A 17,975-nucleotide genomic window follows, 5' to 3' on the forward strand; every position below is an offset into this window, starting at 1 on the left:
AGCCCGCCAGACCCGCTAGACCCGCTCGATCCGCGCCGGCAGGCCCTGGCGCACCGCCGCGCCGGACACCCAGTCGATCCAGACGTTGGCGTGTTCGCCGCGCGTGGCGTCGCCAAAGCCCAGATCGTTCAGGTTGACGCCCGCCGCCAGCGTGGCGTCATGCGGCATGGGCTTGCCGTCCACCACGTGCGCGCGCGCGCCCAGCTCGGTGTGGCCGTAGCCATGTTCGATGCCGACCGCGCCCGGCTGGATGCCATCGCGCAGCAAGGCCAGCCCCGTCACCGCGCCGCCCGGCGTCACGATGCGCACGGCATCGCCGTTGCGGATGCCCAGCCGTTCACCGTCCTGCCGGTTGATCGACACCGGGTTGTGCGGATGGACCTGGCGCAGTCGGCTCACGCCGATGGACATCGAGCTCATCAGGTTCGACTTGAACGAACTCAGCAGGAAGGGCCAGTCCGCAGCGGGATACTCGGCGCGCACATCGCGGCCATCCGCCAGGCGTGGCGGATACCAGGTCGGACAGCCGCTGTAGCGTTCTCCCGTCATGGCATGCCGGAACGCCGCCAGGTCTTCGCTCCAGACGTGCAAGGGCTTGGCGTAGGCGGCGCGGGTCTGACGGGTTTGGCGGGCTTCGCTTTGCACCCAGGCGTCGTCCATCTTGTCGAAGCGCCCGCCGCGGCTCATCAGCATGGCCACTTGCCGCCACTCGCCCGGCTTCAGCTTGTGTTCGAGCAGGGCGCGATAGCGGTCCACGCCGGTCAGCGCCATGTCTTCGTCGCTGGCTTCGGGCACGGGGCGGCCGGCCGAGAACGCGATGTTGGCCATGCCGCGCAGGAAGAAGTCTTCGGGCGTGTCCAGCGCGTGCTTGCCGCCGTCCTTGTCGGTAATGGCGTTGGCGCCGAAGCCCGGCATGCCCAGACGCTTGGCGCAGGCGATCAAGAACGTTTCCAGGCACACCGGTTCATCCGTGGCCGTGCGCGCCACGCGCGGCCGGACAGCGGGCCAGCGCACCGTGGACGCCTTGGCGACCACGTCGGCCCACGGCGCCGACACGCCCCAGCTTTCGTAGGTGACGGTGTCCGGCACGATGTAGTCGGCCAGCGCGTTGGTCTCGTTGATGAACGGGTTGATCGACACCGATAACGGCAGGATGCGCGGGTCCTTCATCTTGTCGGCCAGCACGGATTTGAAACCCGCGATGCCGTAGACCGGGTTGCTCATGTGGTTGAACCACACCTTGGCGCGATACGGATAGCCCGCCAGCGCGGACGCCAGCATTTCCGAACTGAGCCCGCCGGTGGCCGGATACCAGGGCGCGGCAGCCGGATAGGCAGGCTGCCCCGCCGCCTGCTTGCGCTTGAATTCGCTGGACTTCTCGTAGGGGTAACGATTGCGCGACAGCGCGACACCCTTGGGCGTGGCGCGGTTGGCAAAGCCTGCGATGTTGTAGCGCGGGCCGGGGCCGTAGGGCGGGAACGGGCCGGCGTCCAGCACCAGGCCGCCGTCCACGTTCAGGTTGCCCACCAGGGTGTTCAACATGGCGATGGCGTAGGCGGTGTAGAAGCCCGCGCCGCTCATCGTGCCGCCGTGGGCGTCGGCCACGGCGCGCTTGCCGTGGCTGGTGAAGCGTTGGGCAAGCTGAACGATCTTGTCGGCGGGCACGCCGCACAGGTCGGCGTATTCGTCCAAGGTTTTACGATGCGATTCCTCACGCAACAGCGCCAGAGACGAACACACGCGCAGGGCTTGCGGCGCATCCGCCATGCCGGGCGCCGCGATGCGCTCGTCCACGAACAAGGTCGCGGGAGACGCGCCGGTGTGCGGCGCCAGCGTGCCGTCTTCCAGGCGAACGACATACACATCTTGCCATTTGTCGTCGGCGTCCAACGGGCGCGGCCAGCCCAGGTCCGCGCCGCGCAGGAAGCTGCCCAGGCGCGGGTGGCCGGGTTCGGCCACGACCAGGTGCGTGGCGTTGGTCCAGGCGGCTTCGCCCGCCGCCTGCATGGCCTGCGGGCCGGGCTGCGCCAAGGCCTTGGCGTCAAAGCGCTCGTGGTCAAGAATCCAGCGGATCAGGCCCATGACCAAGGCCAGGTCGCTCGCCGGGTTCACCGGCAGCCATTCGTTGCCCGCCCCGGCCGACAGGCTGGAGGACGCGGGCAGCACGGGCGACACAACCACGTAGGTGAAGCTGTTTTCTTCCGGACGCACGCGCGCTTCGGCCAACTGCCGGGCCTGGCGCTGAAACGGGTTGCCGGCCTGCGCGGGCGCGGCGCCGATGAAGAGGCCAAAGCGGGCGTTGTCCCAATCAGGCTTGCCATGCGGCATGCCTTTCAAATCGCCCAACGCGGCGCCCGCCCCTACGCGGAAGCTCTGGCCGCAATACGAGCCGTGGTTGCTGAAGTTGACCGTGCCGAAGGACTGCGCGGCAAAGCGCTGGATCAGCGGCGTGCGGCCTTCGTTGGAGGCGTCGGTGAACAGGAACTGGTTCACGCGCGCGCCGTACTCGGGGTTGGCGGGGTCCAGCAGCGTGTCGCGGTCGAAGATGGCGCGCAGGCCATCGACGTGGCCTTCGCCGAACAAGTCGCCGCCTTCGCACACTTCCTGCACCAGTTGTTCAAACGAGATGCTCTGCCACTGGCCTGCCCCGCGCGCGCCTACGCGCTTGAGCGGTTGCAGCACCCGGTACGGGCTTTGCAGTTGTTCCAGCATGGCCGAGCCGCGCGCACACGACGTGGCGCGCCCTTCCAGGCCGTTGTCGCCGCCCAGTTGCGCGTAGACCTCGCGCACGGGGGTTTCCATGGCGGCCGGGCGCGTGGTGGCCAGCGGATGATAGGGGTTGCCCGCCACGCGCAGGATGCGGTTTTCCGCCGTGTCCACGCGCAGCCGCACGCCGCACTGGGTCCAACAGCCCAGGCAACTGGACGGGCTGACCGTCTGCCCGGGCTGCGGACTCAGTACGCCGGTGAGCGGGTCGATACGGAATTCCGGGGTCAACGAATTGCCGCGCACGGCATGCGCCGTGGGCACGCCGGCCGTCCCGTGGGCCAGACCCTTGACGGCGCGCGTGACGGTTTCGCCATAGCCGGCCGCAAAGGCGGCCATGCCACCGGCGACCATGCCGCCCCGCACCATCAGCTTGCGCCGCGCGGCGTCCTGGGGTGTGTCCTGCGACGAGTCCGGGCGGGTGCCCTGGACCGGGCTTGTGTTCCGGCCCGAGGTTGCGCTCTCGCCAGGGGTTGCGTTCTGGCCCGGCTTCGCGCCGGGTTTGTCGTCTTCGTGTTGCTTGTTCATTGCTTTGTGTTCCATTGCTGTCAGGCCGCCATGCCGCGTGCACGCGCCGGGTAGGCTTCCAGAGCCCAGGTCACCGCGGTGATCAGGGCCACGCACAAGCCCAACACCCCCACCATGCCCAGCAGCCCATCGCTGCCCCAGGGCATGTCGTACAGGTATAGGCCGGCGCCGTACTTGGGCACGCCCTGCACGCTCATGAAGACCACCCAGCGAAAGATCCAGGCGGCGCCCAGCATCGTCAGCGCCAACACGGCCGAAGGCAGCGGCGCGGCCAGCGCGCGCGCGGGCCGCTGCAACAGCGCGATCATGCAAAAGCCCGTGATGACCGCGCCCGCCAGGCTCAGGCGCCAGATGGGAAATTCCGCGAACAGCCGCAAGGCCGCGTCAAACGACGGGTCGGCGCCCAACAGGCCCAGCGCCGCCCAGGCGCCCGCCCCCACCGCCATCAGGATCACGGCGGTCAGGCTCAGCCCGCGCAAGCACGCCACCGGCAAGGCCTTCATGCCGCCCGGTAGCCAACGGCCCACCAGGAACATGGCGCCCAGCGCGCCCAGCCAGGCCGTCAAGGCAAAGTTCACGGGCAGGAACGCGGTGTGCCACAAGGGCCGCGAGCGCAGCACCATGACTTCCGCGCCGGTGTAGACCAGGATGGACGCGGCGGACAGCGCCAGCCCCACGCCCAGCACACGCAGCCAGACGATGCGGCCCCACCACCAGGCGGCGCAGAACAGCACCGACAAGCCCACGAACACGGGCAGCAGCAAGGCGCCCAGCCACATCCACGACCACGGCGTGATGTGTGCGTAGAAATGCCAGAATCGGCCGGGCTGGTGCAGGTCGGCCAATAGCGACACGGGCGCGGCGACGGCGCTGACCAGCAGCACGGTGGCCGCGGCCGGCAACAGGCGGCGCAAGGGCGAGCCGGCCTCGCCAAAGGCGGCAAAGACGGCGGTCAGCGCCGTGGTGGCCGCAATGCCGATAAGAAAGAAGTACTGCACGGCCCACGGCAGCCAGGCGGCGTCGTAGACCGGCGTGAGCAATTCCGAGATCTGCATGAAAGTCCCCTTCAATGGCTCAATGTCCGCCGGCCAAACGCACGCCCGCCTGGCCATCGACCTGGTGGACAAAGGCGTCGGGCAGGCCGATGTAATAGACGTGGGGGTCGGTCTTCATGTCGGGCTTGAGCACCTTGATGTCGGCCTTGTGTTCCTTAAGCAGCGTCGAGATGGCGCTGTCGGGGTCGTTCATGTCGCCGATGACGCGCGCGCCGCCCACGCAGCTTTCCACGCAGGCCGGCAACAGGCCGACTTCCAGGCGGTGTTCGCAGAACGTGCATTTGTCGGCCGTCTGCGTGTCGTGGTTGATGAAGCGGGCGTCGTAGGGACAGGCTTGCACGCAGTAGGCGCAGCCCACGCAGCGTTCGTTGTCGACCAGCACGATGCCGTCTTCACGCTGGAACGTGGCCTGCACGGGGCAGACCGGCACACAGGGCGGGTTGTCGCAGTGGTTGCACAGGCGCGGCAGCATGACCATGGCGCTTGGCCCCCCGGCGTCGGGGGTGACTTCGTATTGCAGGACAGTGGTGCGGAACTGCCCGATGGGCGGCAGGTTTTCCAGCGAACAACTGACCGTACAGGCTTGGCAGCCAATGCACTTGCGCAGGTCGACCACCATGCCATAGCGCTTGCCGGGCATGCCGGGACGGCGCGGCGGCTGGCCGTTCAGGCCGGTGGCTTCGGCATGGATGGGGATGATGGTGGCGGCGGCGCTCAGGCCAAGCAGCCCTTTGAGAAAACCGCGTTTGCCGCGTAGGGCAGGGTCGGGGGGAACGGGTGAGGAAGGCATTACGGACGACTCCGGACGGGTAGCTTTTTTGTTGCTATTAACTTATCACTTTTGGTTATATAGACAGTTGATCTGAATCAAATCGGGGACGGAGATAAAGCGATGGACGGTAAAAAGCCCGCCTAGAGGGGCGGGCTGGGCTGGGCTGGGCTGGGCTGGGCTGGGCTGGGGGCTGCGGCTTGGGACTGCCGGCTGGGCGCTCCGGCTGCAGCCTTGCCGCGCGCAACTACATCGTCAACGCGCGGCGCCACGCCGCGAGCTTCATGTCGAACGACGCGGCGGCATGGGCGGGGCTGGTGGATGGCAGGTCTACATAATCCACCGATCGATCCAGCGTGGGCAGGACGTGTCGGCGATAGAGCGCGGCGGCCTTGCCCCCGTTGAAGCAGATCCGCGTGATGGCCGGATGGCGGTCCAGGAAGGACGCGAAATCGTTGGGCACCAGCGTGTCGCGGCGGATGTCGGCGTCCAGGCTGCCGGGCCGTTCGCACGCGTGCAGCACGTCCCATAGCGCAACGCCCGCGGCTTGCAGGGCTTGCAGCCGCTCTGCATAGTCCAGGCCCGCGTCAAAACCCAGCACCTGCGCGGCGATGGGCCAGAAGGCGTTGCGCGGATGGGCGTAGTAACGGGCCTGCTTGAGCGACGCCACGCCGGGCATGGAGCCCAGCACCAGCACCCGCGCATCAGGCGCGGCAACCGGGGCAAAGCCCCAAACCTGATCGGTGCGCGCGGCCGGCGCGAGGGTGATGCGATGTTCCATGGCGGCAGGATACGTCAGACGGGGGCCCGGCTCAAAAAATCGGATTATTCTTAAAAATCCCGGCCTCGATGCTCATGATCAAGGCTTCAAAGACGGACGGGACAAGGTATCAAAGAGGTATCAAAGCGGTATCGGCGCGGTATCAAAGTGGCCCAAAAGCGTCTTCAGCACGGGCTGGCAATCGTCCGATTCATGGAACAGTCCTTATCAGAAACCAGTACTACTGAAACGTGGGTCCGCCCCTATCTTTACCCTCATGACGAACGGCCCCGAAGGGGCCGCGCAATAGGAATAGATGCCATGAAGAAGATCCTCGGCCTGCATGCCGCTCCGCGCCCCCACTGGGTGGGCGACGGGTTCCCGGTGCGCTCGATGTTCTCGTATCACGACAACGACAAGATCCAGAATGTCAGCCCGTTTCTGCTGCTGGATTACGCCGGCCCCGCAAAGTTCGAGCCGGCCGACCGCCCGCGCGGCGTGGGCCAGCACCCCCATCGCGGCTTTGAAACCGTCACCATCGTCTACAGCGGCGAGGTCGAACACCGTGACTCCACCGGCAACGGCGGCGTCATCGGCCCTGGCGACGTGCAATGGATGACGGCGGCTTCCGGCATCCTGCACGAAGAGTTCCACTCGCCCGCCTTCACCCGCTCGGGCGGTGAACTGGAAATGGTGCAGCTATGGGTCAACCTGCCGGCCAAGGACAAGGCCGCGGCGGCGGGCTATCAGGGCATTCTGAATGCCGACATCCCCACGGCCGCCCTGCCCGACGGCGCAGGCAGCGTGCGCGTGATCGCGGGCAACTTCGCGGGCGTGGCCGGCCCCGCGCGCACCTTTACGCCGATGGACGTGTGGGACGTGCGCCTGAACGCGGGCAAGGCGGCAAGCTTTCCGATCGAGGCGGGCCGCAACAGCATGCTGGTCGTGCTGCGCGGCACGGTGCTGATCAATGGCGAATCCGTGGCGCGCGATGCGCAACTGGCGCTGTTCTCTCAGGATGGCGAAGACATCACCGTCGAAGCCAACAACGACGCGGTATTCCTGGTGCTGAGCGGCGAGCCGATCAGCGAGCCGGTGGTGGGCTACGGCCCGTTCGTGATGAACACGCAGGCCGAAATCATCGAAGCCATCCAGGACTTCAACGCCGGCCGCTACGGGCAGATGCACTGACGGGCTGGGGCGGCGCTCTTTGGGGCTTTAGCCGGGGCGCCGCCATACGCTGGCCAGCCACGGCTGCTGTTCCCGTGGCAGCCCATCAGGCCGGTAATAGTGTTCAAGCTCGTCGAAGCCGGCCCCGATCATCAGCGTGCGCCATCCGTCCAGATCGTGATACGCGCCATAGCGTCCTCGGTTCCAGCCTTCCTGGTTGCCGCCCCTTGGGTTGGAGCAGAACAGCACGCCGCCCGGGCGCAGCGTGGCCCACAGGTCGCGCAGCACGCGCGGCAACTCCTGGCCTGGCACGTGAAACAGCACGGCATTGGCGAAGACGCCATCAAAGCGTGCAGGGGGCAGAGACAGTTGCAGGAAATCCTGGTTCCAGACCTCGCAACCGGATGCGGCGCGCGCCATCTCGACAAAGCTGGGCGTGCCGTCCAGCCCCACCGGTCGATGACCCAACGCGGCAAACGTCTTCAGGTCGCGGCCGGGGCCGCAGCCCAAGTCCAGCACATCAAAAGGAGGTTCGCCCTGGATATGCCGCAGCAAGGCGGCGATGTTCTGGCTGACGTCGTGGCCGCGTGTGCCGGCCTCGAAGTCCACCGCGTTTTCTTCGTAGTTCGCCAAGGTCAGCGAGGTGATCTTGGCCAGGTCTTCGGGATCAAGTTTCATGGGGTCATTGTGCCTGGATCACGCATTGCGCGTTGCTCGATCCGCGAACGCGCACGCCTGGCCGCCTGTTGCAGCCGTTGCGCCATCACCGCGCGTGGCGGCAGGTCGGTCAGGTATTGAGCCACCTGTACGCCGGACTTGTCCAGTTCCAGCAATTCGATTTTTTCAGTCTGCATGCCCGCGCAAACAATGATGCCCAGCGGCGCGGCTTCATCGGGTTCACGGTCGAACTTGTCCAGCCAATGCAGGTGGCGTTCCATCTGGCCCTTGTAGGCCGCCCTGAACTCATCGACCTTCAAATCAAGCGCCACCAGCCGGCGTAGCTTGCGGTGGTAGAACAGCAAGTCCAGGCACGCGTCATCGCCGTCGATGGGCGTGCGCACCTGCCGGCCGATGAAGGCAAACCCCATGTCCAGTTCCAGCAGGAAGGACTCCATGTCGCGGATGACGGCCACTTGCAGATCGCCTTCCGGGCCGCGGTCGCGCAAGGCCGCCCTGCCCGCGTCGCCCCGAAATTCGTCCAGATTCCATTTCGCCACCACGACAACTCCTCGAAAAGCCGAATGAAGAGAGCCATCATGAAATAGAAAAGCCCGCGCGCCTATGGGGCACGCGGGCTTATCAGACCAAGTCAGCGTCAGGCAGCCAGACGCCCTTCAATCTTGGTCTTGGTGGCCGGCAGGTCTTCGGGCAAGCCTTGGGACAATTGGCCGAACAGTTCGTGGTGCAGCGCCAGCTCATCGCGCCAGGCCGCCGCGTCCACCGACATGACCTGTTCGAATTTGTCCGGCGTGAACTCCAGGCCGGTCCAGTCGATGTCCTGGTAGCTGGGCGATACGCCAAACACCTGGTCCACGCCCTTGGATTCGCCGTCGATGCGGCCCAGCATCCAGCGCAGCACGCGCATGTTTTCACCAAAGCCCGGCCAGACGAACTTGCCGTCGGAACCCTTGCGGAACCAGTTCACGCAGTAGATGCGCGGCAAGGTGGCGCCGGTGGCTTCCAGTTGCTTGCCCAGCTTGAGCCAGTGGTTGAAGTAGTCGCTCATGTTGTAGCCGCAGAACGGCAGCATGGCGAACGGGTCGCGGCGCACCACGCCCTGCTGCCCAACGGCGGCGGCGGTGGTTTCCGAACCCATGGTGGCGGCCATGTACACGCCTTCGACCCAGTTGCGCGCTTCGGTCACCAGCGGCACGGTGGTGGAGCGGCGGCCGCCGAAGATGAAGGCGTCGATGACCACGCCCTTGGGGTTTTCCCATTCGGGGTCGATCGACGGGCACTGCGCGGCCGGCGCGGTGAAGCGCGCGTTCGGGTGCGCGGCCTTGCGCCCGGTTTCGCGGGCGATGGCGGGCGTCCAGTCCTGGCCTTGCCAGTCGATCAGGTGTGCGGGCGGCGTGTCGGTCATGCCTTCCCACCAGACGTCGCCATCATCGGTCAGCGCCACGTTGGTGAAGATGACGTTGGCCTTCAGCGTGGCCATGGCGTTGAAGTTGGTCTGTTCGCTGGTGCCCGGGGCCACGCCGAAGTAGCCGGCTTCCGGGTTGATGGCGTGCAGGCGGCCGTCGGGGCCGGGTTTGATCCAGGCGATGTCGTCGCCAATGGTGGTGACCTTCCAGCCGTCCATGCCCTGCGGCGGGATCAGCATGGCGAAGTTGGTCTTGCCGCAGGCCGACGGGAATGCCGCGGCCACGTGGTACTTGCGGCCCTTGGGCGACGTGACGCCCAGGATCAGCATGTGTTCGGCCAGCCAGCCCTGGTCACGCCCCATGGTGGAGGCAATACGCAAGGCGAAGCACTTCTTGCCCAGCAACGCGTTGCCGCCGTAGCCCGAACCGAAGCTCCAGATTTCGCGGCTCTTGGGGAAATGCACGATGTACTTGGTGGGGTTGCACGGCCAGGCCACGTCGGCCTCGCCCGCCGCCAGCGGCTTGCCCACGGAATGCACGCAGGGGACGAAGTCGCCATCCGTGCCCAGCACGTCATACACCTGCTTGCCCATGCGCGTCATGATGCGCATGTTCACGGCCACGTAGGGGCTGTCGGACAGTTCGACGCCGATGTGGGCGATGTCCGAACCCAGCGGGCCCATCGAGAACGGCACCACGTACAGCGTACGGCCGCGCATGGCGCCGTCGAACAGGCCGTTGAGCGTGTCGCGCATCTCGGCCGGATCGGCCCAGTTGTTGGTGGGGCCGGCGTCTTCAGGCCGGTCGGAACAGATGAACGTGCGATCTTCCACGCGCGCCACGTCGGACGGGTCCGAGCAGGCCAGGAAGGAATTGGGCCGCTTGGCGGGGTTGAGCCTGCGCATCGTGCCGGCCTGGACCATTTGTTCACACAGGCGGTCGTATTCTTCTTGCGAGCCGTCGCACCATACAACGTGATCGGGCTTGGCCAGCGCAACAAAACTGGCGACCCAGTCGATCAGGCCGCGATGCTTGACGTAGGCAGGCACGTTCAACGCAGCCAAACCCCCATCCAATGGCTTATTCATTGGGGCTATCTCCATGCTTTAGACAAATGGTGATACGGCCCCGATTGCGTGGGGCCGTATGTAATTTGCGCCATCATACTTGCAGCGCCGGGCAACCCGTCAACCCATCCACATGGACGAGATTGTCACGGGTTGAGACGAGCTCAACGGTAGCTGCCGTCGCGTAACTCTCGACGGATGATCTTGCCGGTGGCGGTCGTTGGCAAACTGGTTACAAAGCGGATGGCGCGCGGGTACTCGTGCGCGGCCAAGCGGGTGCGCACGTGCGCCTGCAAGGCCTTGACCAAGGCGTCGTCGCCGTCGAAGCCCTCGTTCAGCACCACATACGCCATGACGATCTCGGTGCGTTGTTCGTCGGGCACGCCCACCACCGCGGCCATGCGCACGGCGGGGTGGCCGATCAGGCAGTCTTCGATGGGCGCGGGACCGATGCGGTAGCCCGCGCTGGTGATGACGTCGTCATTGCGGCCCACGAAGCGGATGAAGCCGCGCGCGTCGCGCACGCCCAGGTCGCCGGTCAGCAGGGTGTCGCCCACGAATTTCTCGGCGGTGGCGTCGGGGTTGTTCCAGTAGCCCAGGAACATGACCGGGTCGGGCCGCAATACGCCGATGTTGCCCTCCTGTCCATCGGCCACTTCAACGCCAAGGTCATCCACAATAACCACGCGATGGCCCGGCGCCGCGCGGCCGATCGACCCGATTTCCGGGTCGAACAGCGACGAGCACGACGACACCAGCATGTTGCATTCGGTCTGGCCGTAGAACTCGTTGATGGTCACCCCCAGCACGCGGCGACCCCAGTCGATCAGTTCGGCGCCCAGCGATTCGCCCCCGCTGGCCACCGAGCGTAGCGCCAGCGGGCCGGCGCCTTCCGGGTAGGCCGAGCCGCGCATCATCTTCAGCGCGGTGGGCGGCAGGAAGGTGTGGGTGACGCCGTGGCGCGCCATCAATTCCAGCGCGGACGTGCCGTCGAATTTTTCAAAGCGCCGGGCCAGCACCGGCACGCCGTGGTGCCAGGCCGGCAGCAATACATCCAGCAGGCCGCCGATCCAGGCCCAGTCGGCCGGCGTCCACATCAAGGCGGCGTTTTCGGGAAAGAATTCGTGCGACATCTCCACGCCCGGCAGGTGCCCCAACAGGACGCGGTGCGCGTGCAGCGCGCCCTTGGGCTTGCCCGTGGTGCCCGACGTGTAGATGATCACGGCCGGGTCATCGGCGGCGGTGTTCACTGGCGTGTAGTCATCGGACTCTTGCGCCAAGGCGGCGTGAAACGGCACGGTGCCTGCCTCGCCGTCGCCATCGCCGTCGATGCAATACACGACCTTCAAGTCCGGCAGGCTGGCGCGTATCTCGCGCAGTTTTCGGCACCCTTCCGTGTCCGTCACCAGCGCCACCGCGCCGCTGTTGGCCAGGCGGAACTGGATGGCGTCCACGCCAAACAGCGTGAACAGCGGCACCGCCACCGCGCCCATCTTGTAGACGGCAATATGCGTAACCGCGGTTTCGGGCGCTTGCGGCAGGTACACGGCCACGCGGTCGCCGCGCGCTACGCCGTGGCGCGTCAGGCTATGCGCCAGGCGGTTGGATTGCGCCTTGATATCGTCGAACGAATAGCGCGTTTGCGCGCCGTCGCTTTTTTCGAAGATCAGGGCCAGGCGGCCGCTGCCGTCAGCCCATTTATCGCAGGCGTCCACGCCGATGTTGAAGCGTTCCGGCACCTGCCATTGGAATTGGGACACAAGCTGCTTGTAGGATTCGGCTCGGGACAGCATGGTTTTGTCTCTGATGTTGTTATGAATAATCCAGGGCTTGCTCAACTGGCTTGACCCTGGCTCAATAATAAGCCCCGCCCCACCGCCCTTTTGCCGTCCGCATGGAAAAAACCCCCGTCGTCCCGACCCGCCGCCCGCCGGCCAGCGCCAAGTCCGAGCAACGCATACGCGACATTCTGCACATGGCCCGCCAGGTCTTTTCCGAAGCCGGGTTCCAGGCCGCCACAACGACCGAGATCGCCCAGCGGCTGGGCGTGTCCGAAGCCACCATCTTCACGTACTTCGGCGGCAAGCGTGAACTGTGCGTGCGGGTGATCAGCGATTGGTATGACGAGATCATCGCCAAGGTGGAAGACAACCTGCCGCACGTGCAGGGCGCGCGTGCGCAATTGCACTACCTGGTGCACACGCACTTGCGGCACCTGCTGGCCGAAGGGCCGGGCCTGTGCGCGTTCATTCTGTCGGAGGGGCGTGCGCGCAACGACGATTTCGGCGAGATCTACGCAGGTTTGCAGCGCCGCTATACCGCGCCGCTGATGCGCATTCTGGCCCAGGGGCAGGCCGATGGCGACATCCGGCAAGACATGCCGTTGCGGCTGCTGCGTTCCACGGTCTACGGGCCGATGGAGCATGTGCTGTGGGACGCCATTCTGCGTGGCGCGCGCGTGGACGTGGCCGCCACGGCCGAGCAACTGGTCGGCTTTTTGTGGCAGGCCTTGCAGCCCCCGCGCCAGCATGCGCTGGCGCTGGCCCGCTTTCGCGGCGAAGTGCGCGACGCCCTGCATCGGCTTCAGGCCGCCGAGGAATCGGCGGGCTCTGAAAACAAGGATGGCGGCACGTACTGAGGAAAGCCGTTATAGACCTCGCCGCGCTCGGCCGGCTGCAAGGTCCAGGAATGGCGGGCGTTGGGCACGCCGCCATCCACCCGGATAACCGTGCCGTTGATGAAGGCGGACGCGGGCGACAGCAGGAACACCACCGCCGCCGCCAGCTCGGCCTCGGTGCCAAAGCGTTGCAGCGGCACCTTGGTTTTCAGTTCGCGCAGCACCGCGCGGTAATCGTCGCCGTAACTGTCCATGCCGCTGGAAGCGATCCACCCGGGCGCCACCGCATTCACCCGCACGCCCGCATGCGCCCATTCGCAGGCCGCGGTTTCAGTCAGGTTCCACACGCCGGCGCGCGCCGCGCCTGAATGGCCCATGCCCGGCATGCCACCCCAGATGTCGGCCAGCATGTTCACGATGGCCCCGCCGTGCTGGCGCATGTGCTGCGTGTAGACCTCGCGCGCCATCAGGAAGGTGCCGTGCAGATTGTTCTGCACCACGGCGTTCCAGCCATTCAGGCTGATGCGGTCCAGAGGCGCGGGAAATTGCCCGCCCGCGCAATTGAACAGGCCGTCGATCGCGCCATGCCGCGCCAGCACATCGGCCACCGCGCCGCGCACGCCGGCTTCGTCGCGGATGTCGCAGGTGTGCAGGCTGATGCGCCCCGCCGCTTCGGGGTAGATGCGCGCGATTTCCGCGCTTGCCGCTTCCAGCTTTTCCGGCTTGCGTCCCACCAACGCCAGGTTCGCGCCCAATGACGCAAGCTCGTGCGCGGTGCAACGGCCCAAGCCGCTGCCGCCGCCCGTCACCACCAGGGTCTTGCCGTCAAACAGACCTGGCCGAAAGACCGAGGCGTATCGCGTGGTGGCAGTGTGGTTGCCTGCTTGAGGGGCCGCATTTTGGTTTGCTTGTGGGTCCATGGATCGCTCCGATATTTTTTTGAGGATAACTCAATATTTACAATCCGCTCATCCCGTCCAAGTAGTTTTACTCATAGAATCTTCGACTAAACCCCTGCTACTTATTGAGCACTATTCAAAGATAATGGAGACCCGCATGACTGCAAACGCCCCGCTGGACGTCGCGCGCGATGGCGCCATCGCCCGCCTGACGCTGAACCGGCCCGACATGCGCAACGCATTCGACGAGGCGCTGATCGCCGCGCTGACGAGCGCGGTGCGGCAGGCCGAGCAAGACCCTGACGTGCGCGTGCTGCTGTTGACCGGCGCCGGCAAGGCGTTTTGCGCGGGCGGCGACCTGAACTGGATGCGCAAGATGGCCACGCACACCGACGCGGACAACCGGGCCGACGCCACCCGGCTGGCGGACATGCTGCACACCATCTGGGCGTGCTCAAAACCGGTGGTGGCGTGCGTGAACGGCGACGCCTATGCGGGCGGCATGGGCTTGCTGTCGGCCTGCGACATCGCCATCGCGGCGGAGAGCGCGCACTTCTGCCTGTCGGAAACCCGTTTGGGGCTGCTGCCAGCTGCCATCAGCCCTTACGTGATCCGCGCCATGGGCGAACGCGCGGCGAACCGCTACTTCCTGACGGCTGAACGGTTTGACGCCGCCACCGCACTGCGCTTCGGACTGCTGCATGACGTCGTTCCCGCTGATCGGCTGGACGAGGCGGTCGACGCCCTGTGCCGCACGCTGTGCGCCAACGGCCCCGATGCCGTCAAGGCCAGCAAGCGGCTAGTGCGCGACTTTGCCGGCGCTCCCATCAACGCCGCATTGATCGCCGACACCGTCGAACGCATCGCCGCGTGTCGCAGCAACGAGGAAGCGCGCGAAGGCGTGGCGGCTTTTCTGGAAAAGCGCGAACCGTCCTGGCGGCGGGGTTCTTGAGGCAGGGCTCTTGAGGCGGGTTTGCGAAGACGGGGCTGCGAAAGGCGCTTTGCGTAGGCGGGCTACGCTGAGCCCGCAGCGGGCTGAATACGTCACCCCTGAGCAGGACGCCACTTGCACGCATGACATAATCCCTGGCGCATCTTCAGGAATTTTTCATGCCGCATCCGACTTCCCCCTCCCCCGCATTCCCGCCGCTCAACGCCGACCGCCTTTGGGCCCGCGTTGAAGCCTTGTCCCAATTCACGTTGCCCGACGTCCCCTGGACGCGCCGCGCCTTTTCGCCGCTGTTCGATGACGCGCGCGCCTGGTTGCGCGGCGAATTCGAAGCCGCCGGCCTGGCGACTCGGCTGGATGCGGGCGGCAACCTGGTCGGCACCCGCGCCGGCCGCGACCCCGCGCGCAAACCCATCGCTACCGGCTCGCACTGCGACACGGTCATGGCCGGGGGCCGCTTTGACGGCATCATCGGCGTGCTGGCGGGCATTGAAGTCGCGCACACGCTGCAAGAGCACGGCATCGAACTGGCGCACCCGTTTGAAGTCATCGATTTCCTGTCCGAAGAACCCAGCGACTACGGCATCTCGTGCGTGGGCAGCCGTTCGCTCAGCGGCCAGCTCACGGCCGACATGCTGGCCGCCTGTAACCCCGACGGCGAATCGCTGGCCGAAGGCATTGCGCGCATCGGCGGCGACCCCGCCGCGCTGCACGCGCCGCTGCGTGGCCCCGGGGGCACCGCAGCGTTCGTTGAACTGCATATCGAACAAGGCCCCGTGCTGGAAAGCCGTGGCCTGCCCATCGGCGTGGTGACCAACATCGTGGGCATCCGCCGCGTGCAGATCGTGGTGGAAGGCCAGCCCGACCACGCGGGCACCACGCCCATGGACATCCGCCGCGACGCGCTGGTGGGCGCCGCACGCATCATCGACGCGGCCAGCCGCCAGGCCAGCGCCGCCAGCGGCAACCCGCATTACGTGGTGGCCACCGTGGGCCGTCTGTCGATGACGCCCAACGCCGCCAACGCGGTGCCGGGGCGCGTGGAAATGACCCTGGAAATGCGCAGTGACAGCAACGCGGTGCTCGACACCTTCCCCGAAACGCTGATGGCCGGCGTGGCTAACGACCTGAAGGCGTTGCGCCTGACGGCCGGCTTCACCCCGCTAAGCCGCGCCCAGCCCACCGACTGCTCGCCCTTGGTGATGGATGCCGTCAAGGCGGCCGCCGACCAATTGGGCTACGCGTCGATGCGCCTGCCCAGCGGCGCCGGCCACGACGCCGTCTATATGGCGCCCACGGGCCCCATCGGCATGATCTTCATCCCGTGCCTGAACGGCCGCAGCCATTGCCCGGAAGAATGGATTGAACCGGCACAGTTGCTGGACGGCACGCGGGTCTTGTACCAATCGGTATTGGAACTGGACCGGGTGCTGCGCGGCGCCTGAGGCGGCCCACCCATCCCGCCCCCGAGGTTATCGGCGGCCCCGGGGCGGCGCGCTGCCATAATGGCTGCCTTGCCCCGCTGCCCTGCCCCGGATTTGATACGCCATGGAACAGATAGAACTCAACGACAGCACCGCCGACCGCTACCTGCTGGACGCCCCCGGTCTTACGCTGCTGGTCTTCCATAGCCGCACCTGCGGCACCTGCCGCATCGCGCGCGAACAACTGCCCGCGCTGGAATTGCCGGTGGAGCGCGTCTGCTGGGTGGATGCCGGCGACAACCGCGGTCTGGTGGAACGCTACGAGGTCTTTCACCTACCCGCCATGTTCGTCACGCGCGACGGCGCTTTCTTCGGCCCGGTGCAATCCACGCTGGCCGAATGGGACCTGCGCCAACAGATCGGCCTGGCGCTGGACAGCTACCCCGCCGAATTGCCATGAGTACGCGTGGGTCTACTGGGTCTGCGCCCGGGTCTGCTGCTGGGTCTGCTGCTGGGTCTGCTGCGGGGTCTGCTGCGGGGTCCGCTGCGGGGTCTGTGCCCGGGTCTGCTTCTGCCCCGACTGCAAAACCGCTGCGCCTGCCGCTGGACGCGTTGGCCACCACCGGCATGCTGGTGCTGTGCGTGTGCTGGGGGTTTCAGCAGATTGCCATCAAGCTGGTCGCGGCCGACATTGCCCCGATCATGCAGATCGGCCTGCGCTCGACCTTCGCCGCGTTGGTGTTGGCCGTCGTGGTCTGGCGGGCCGAAGGCTTGCGGGCGGTGCGCGACGGCACGGCGCTGCCCGGGCTGATCGTAGGGCTGCTGTTCGCGGGCGAATTCCTGTTCGTGGCGCAAGGGCTGCTGCACACCACGGCCTCGCACATGTCGGTGTTCCTATACACGGCCCCCATCTTCGCCGCGCTGGGCCTGCACTGGCTGCTGCCCGAAGAACGCATGCAGCCGCTGCAATGGCTGGGCGTGGCGGTGGCGTTCGGCGGCATCGCGGTGGCATTCCTGGGTAAGGGCGACGCGCCACTAGCGGCGGCCGGCGCCCCCAACATGCTACTGGGCGACGCCATGGGTTTGGCGGCTGGCCTGCTGTGGGGCGCGACCACGGTTGCCATCCGCGCAACATCGCTGTCAGAGGCCGCGCCGTCCAAGACCCTGCTGTATCAAATGGCGGTGGCGGCGGTCGGCCTGCTGGCCTATGCCGCCGCCACCGGCCAGCACACCATCCATGCCACGCAAGCCGCTATCTTGAGCGTTGCGTTCCAATCCGTGGTGGTGGCGCTGTCGAGTTATTTGGCGTGGTTCTGGCTGCTGCGCAGGTACCTGGCATCGCGGCTGTCGATCCTGTCATTCATGACGCCGTTGTTTGGCGTGAGCTTCGGCGTGCTGATTCTTGATGAGCCGCTGGACTCTGGGTTTGCCGTCGGGGCTGTGCTGGTGCTGATCGGCATCACGTTGGTGAGTGGCGGGGAAATGGTCAGGGAGTGGGTGCGTAGAAGGCGGGGGTGATGGGTTGCGCGCGATTGGCGGGGGTGTTCTTCTGCCGACCCTTGCCGCGCTTCACCCATCCTACGGGCGACGGTTGTGATGGGTTGCGCGCGATTGGCGGGGGTGTTCTTGCGTCGGTTTTGCCGCGCTTCACCCATCCTACGGGCGACGTTGGTGATGGGTTGCGCGCGATTGGCGGGGGGGTTCTTCTGCCGACCCTTGCCGCGCTTCACCCATCCTACGGGGCGATGGTTGGTGATGGGTTGCGCGCGATTGGCGGGGGGGTCTTCTGCCGACCCTTGCCGCGCTTCACCCATCCTACGGGCGACGGTTGGTGATGGGTTGCGCGCGATTGGCGGGGGGGTTCTTCTGCCGACCCTTGCCGCGCTT

Annotated in this window: 14 protein-coding genes and 1 pseudogene; 6 read left to right on the top strand and 9 right to left on the bottom strand. The window is 66.5% G+C overall.

The window, feature by feature from the left end; all coding sequences use genetic code 11:
- Positions 1-15: 15 nt before the first annotated feature.
- The 4 genes from M2361_RS11130 to M2361_RS11145 all read right to left on the bottom strand — a co-directional run bounded on the left by M2361_RS11130 (position 16) and on the right by M2361_RS11145 (position 5,899).
- Entirely contained in the window at positions 16-3,135 is a 3,120-nt protein-coding gene (locus tag M2361_RS11130) for a tetrathionate reductase subunit A (protein WP_259249281.1), read from the bottom strand.
- A 179-nt stretch (positions 3,136-3,314) separates the two neighbouring features.
- Positions 3,315-4,349: an NrfD/PsrC family molybdoenzyme membrane anchor subunit gene (gene nrfD, locus M2361_RS11135; protein ID WP_100855244.1), complete on the bottom strand. Its 1,035-nt coding sequence runs from the start codon at positions 4,347-4,349 to the stop codon at positions 3,315-3,317.
- A 19-nt stretch (positions 4,350-4,368) separates the two neighbouring features.
- Positions 4,369-5,139 carry a sulfate reduction electron transfer complex DsrMKJOP subunit DsrO gene (gene dsrO / locus M2361_RS11140; protein WP_259249015.1) on the bottom strand — a complete coding sequence of 257 codons (771 nt, stop codon included), beginning with the start codon at positions 5,137-5,139 and terminating at the stop codon, positions 4,369-4,371.
- A gap of 226 nt (positions 5,140-5,365) precedes the next feature.
- Positions 5,366-5,899 carry a DNA-deoxyinosine glycosylase gene (locus M2361_RS11145; RefSeq protein ID WP_259249018.1) on the bottom strand — a complete coding sequence of 178 codons (534 nt, stop codon included), beginning with the start codon at positions 5,897-5,899 and terminating at the stop codon, positions 5,366-5,368.
- 300 nt (positions 5,900-6,199) lie between these two features.
- Between M2361_RS11145 and M2361_RS11150 the strand changes: the two genes are divergently transcribed.
- Positions 6,200-7,069: a pirin family protein gene (locus M2361_RS11150; RefSeq protein WP_100855241.1), complete on the top strand. Its 870-nt coding sequence runs from the start codon at positions 6,200-6,202 to the stop codon at positions 7,067-7,069.
- Between the two features lie 27 nt (positions 7,070-7,096).
- Here the strand turns inward: M2361_RS11150 and M2361_RS11155 are convergent, their stop codons facing one another.
- From M2361_RS11155 to M2361_RS11170, 4 genes and pseudogenes are all read right to left on the bottom strand, one after another.
- Positions 7,097-7,726: a bifunctional 2-polyprenyl-6-hydroxyphenol methylase/3-demethylubiquinol 3-O-methyltransferase UbiG gene (locus tag M2361_RS11155; protein ID WP_259249023.1), complete on the bottom strand. Its 630-nt coding sequence runs from the start codon at positions 7,724-7,726 to the stop codon at positions 7,097-7,099.
- A pseudogene (locus tag M2361_RS11160) lies at positions 7,723-8,214 on the bottom strand (PDDEXK nuclease domain-containing protein); the annotation flags it as partial. The pseudogene M2361_RS11160 and the gene M2361_RS11155, both read right to left, overlap by 4 nt.
- Before the next feature lie 149 nt (positions 8,215-8,363).
- Positions 8,364-10,220 (bottom strand): phosphoenolpyruvate carboxykinase (GTP), encoded by a 1,857-nt coding sequence (locus tag M2361_RS11165; protein WP_259249025.1) that lies wholly within the window; start codon positions 10,218-10,220, stop codon positions 8,364-8,366.
- Positions 10,221-10,363: 143 nt separating this feature from the next.
- Positions 10,364-11,992: an acyl-CoA synthetase gene (locus M2361_RS11170; RefSeq protein WP_259249028.1), complete on the bottom strand. Its 1,629-nt coding sequence runs from the start codon at positions 11,990-11,992 to the stop codon at positions 10,364-10,366.
- A 101-nt stretch (positions 11,993-12,093) separates the two neighbouring features.
- Between M2361_RS11170 and M2361_RS11175 the strand changes: the two genes are divergently transcribed.
- Entirely contained in the window at positions 12,094-12,837 is a 744-nt protein-coding gene (locus tag M2361_RS11175; RefSeq protein ID WP_259249029.1) for a TetR/AcrR family transcriptional regulator, read from the top strand.
- On the opposite strand, the gene M2361_RS11180 is transcribed toward M2361_RS11175, so the two are convergent.
- Entirely contained in the window at positions 12,783-13,736 is a 954-nt protein-coding gene (locus M2361_RS11180; RefSeq protein WP_259249031.1) for an SDR family oxidoreductase, read from the bottom strand. The two genes, M2361_RS11175 and M2361_RS11180, sit on opposite strands and share 55 nt — an antisense overlap.
- Positions 13,737-13,872: 136 nt before the next feature.
- Between M2361_RS11180 and M2361_RS11185 the strand changes: the two genes are divergently transcribed.
- The 4 genes from M2361_RS11185 to M2361_RS11200 all read left to right on the top strand — a co-directional run bounded on the left by M2361_RS11185 (position 13,873) and on the right by M2361_RS11200 (position 17,606).
- The gene (locus M2361_RS11185) at positions 13,873-14,667 is read left to right on the top strand and encodes an enoyl-CoA hydratase/isomerase family protein (RefSeq protein ID WP_259249033.1); all 795 of its coding nucleotides are present in this window, start codon (positions 13,873-13,875) and stop codon (positions 14,665-14,667) included.
- A gap of 158 nt (positions 14,668-14,825) precedes the next feature.
- Positions 14,826-16,109 (top strand): Zn-dependent hydrolase, encoded by a 1,284-nt coding sequence (locus M2361_RS11190; RefSeq protein ID WP_259249035.1) that lies wholly within the window; start codon positions 14,826-14,828, stop codon positions 16,107-16,109.
- Between the two features lie 103 nt (positions 16,110-16,212).
- Complete coding sequence (locus M2361_RS11195; RefSeq protein WP_100855233.1) at positions 16,213-16,548, top strand: co-chaperone YbbN; 336 nt, start codon at positions 16,213-16,215, stop codon at positions 16,546-16,548.
- 167 nt (positions 16,549-16,715) lie between these two features.
- Positions 16,716-17,606 carry a DMT family transporter gene (locus M2361_RS11200; protein ID WP_259249282.1) on the top strand — a complete coding sequence of 297 codons (891 nt, stop codon included), beginning with the start codon at positions 16,716-16,718 and terminating at the stop codon, positions 17,604-17,606.
- Positions 17,607-17,975: the final 369 nt, after the last annotated feature.

Source organism: Achromobacter sp. JUb104, assembly GCF_024806975.1.
In the GTDB taxonomy this organism is placed as follows: domain Bacteria; phylum Pseudomonadota; class Gammaproteobacteria; order Burkholderiales; family Burkholderiaceae_B; genus Achromobacter; species Achromobacter spanius.